This is a genomic window from Ramlibacter sp., from assembly GCF_035548915.1.
Classification (GTDB): Bacteria; Pseudomonadota; Gammaproteobacteria; order Burkholderiales; family Burkholderiaceae_C; genus Ramlibacter.
The window spans coordinates 1-1,781 of the sequence record NZ_DASZSE010000006.1 but is presented as its reverse complement, the minus strand read 5'-3'; the positions used below and the strand labels follow the sequence as shown (position 1 = coordinate 1,781).

At 64.9% G+C, this 1,781-nt stretch carries 2 protein-coding genes; one reads left to right on the top strand and one right to left on the bottom strand.

From position 1 onward, the window contains the following. Positions 1-142 precede the first annotated feature (142 nt). A complete protein-coding gene (locus VHA82_RS01230; protein WP_325539443.1) occupies positions 143-859 on the bottom strand; it encodes a hypothetical protein in 717 nt (238 codons plus the stop codon). 332 nt (positions 860-1,191) lie between these two features. On the opposite strand from VHA82_RS01230, the gene VHA82_RS01225 reads away from it, so the two are divergent. Continuing rightward, the coding region (locus VHA82_RS01225; protein WP_325539441.1) for a hypothetical protein at positions 1,192-1,781 on the top strand (590 nt) is incomplete at its 3' end.

The following is a 1,781-nucleotide window of genomic DNA, read 5'->3' as shown; positions in this document are numbered from 1 at the left end:
TCACGCGGGTCGTGAATCGGGCTAGAGGCTGCGCGCGCGTTCTGAATCGCGCGAGAGGCGCGCGGGTGCACGCCGTGGCAGCCAGTTACAACCGGCGGGTGGCGCACTTCGACGGTGCCCGCGCGCGCGACGCACGAATTCGCTACTCGGTGAACGGTGAGCTCATCAGCAGATCGACCGCTGAAGGACTCTTGTAGCCAGGCACGAATCGCTCGCCGAAATCGCGCGCGAAGTTGTCGTAGGTCGTCGTCGGGCGCGTTTCGACGACCCAACACACCGAGTGCGCGAAGCGTTTCTTCATGTCCAGCCGGGGAAACGCATCCAGGATCTCTGCCATGCGGCTCGCATGCAATGAGTCGTAGCCCCAACCGCCCCAGTCTAGGCCGATCCCCGCGGTGGACAGGGACACCTCCACTTCTTTGTGTAGCGCGAGCGACGGCGTCGAGTTGAGCGCCACACCATCCCAGATCAGCTGGCAGCGGCGCGCATCGACCCCTTCGCCCTGGGCAAACCGGCGCGCAGCATTTGCACCCTCCACTTCGAATCGGAGCGGTCCCGCGAAGGCCTTCTCGAGCCCCAAGTCATGCAGCAGCGTCGTCACGGCAAGCACTTCGGCGTCGTGCTCCACCTGCTTCTGTTCCGCGATCGTCACGGCGAAGAGCCATGACCTCATCGCATGGTTGAAGAGATACGGTTCCTGATGCTGGCGCGCATACTCGATCGTGCGTGAGATCAGGACGGAATCGGGCACCTGGACACCCGCGATCGTGCGCACGCCCTGTTCACTTGCACCGGTGCGCGCGCCAACGAAGGCGGCCTCGCGCTGCTCCAGCGGTTGCGACGGCTTCATCGATGTCATGGCATCCTCCGGGGCTGTCTTCAGTTGCGCTGATCCTGCGCGCATTCCTTGAGTGGCTCTTGACGCGGCCAATGGCGACTTGAAGGAAACAGCGGCGGTGCGTGGGCATGACTTATGCGAGCGTCGAGTAGAACGTGGAGGGGCCCATGCACACCCGAGAAATGATCCACCCGAAACGGGCGATGAACGCCTAGCCGCGGCCAGCTCCGCTCATCCGACAATCCAGAGCAGACCCGGCCTCGTGGGGTGTCGAAGCCTCACGTCGGACGGGCCTGGCCCTCGGCGTGGACGCTGAGCCACCCCCTCGGCTAACGTTGGCGCCAGGGGGGAACATGAAAAAGATCGGATCGCTCTGTCTCGTCCTGCTCGCGTGCGTGTCTGTAGCAAAGGCTGCGTCCAACTCAACGGCGACAGCCGCTTCGAGCTGCGACCGCGAATGCCTGCGCAGCCTGATCACTGCGTCTCTCCACGCGCTCTTGAAACACGACACGAGCCGTCTGCCGCTCAGTGACAAGGTGCGGGTCACCGAAGATGCCATCGAGAAGCCGCTCGCGAAGGTCGGCCTCGTGAAGACGGTGACCCGCCTGCGCGGCTATCGGCAGGATTTTCTCGACGAGCGCGCCGGCATGGCCGCAGCGGCCGCAATGGTCGAAGAAAGCGGTGCGCCCGTCTTGCTGGTCGTGCGCCTTCAGGTGGCCGACCAGAAGATCACGGAGATGGAGCTGGTCGCGACACGCAGCCGCGCGGACGGCCTCATCTTCAACGTCGACGGCCTCTCCGCGCCGAGCGAAGTGATGAACTATGCGCCGCGTCCGGAGCAGCTCCCCACGCGCGAAGCCGCCCTCGCGGCGGCGTTGAAATACCCGGAAGGGCTGAACGCGGCGAAGACCTTCGCGGATGTGAACGCGCCCTTCACGCCGGA

Bases quoted from the DNA above. Each gene is read 5' to 3' on its own strand.
- VHA82_RS01230 (WP_325539443.1), bottom strand. From the start codon at position 859: ATGACATCGATGAAGCCGTCGCAACCGCTGGAGCAGCGCGAGGCCGCC.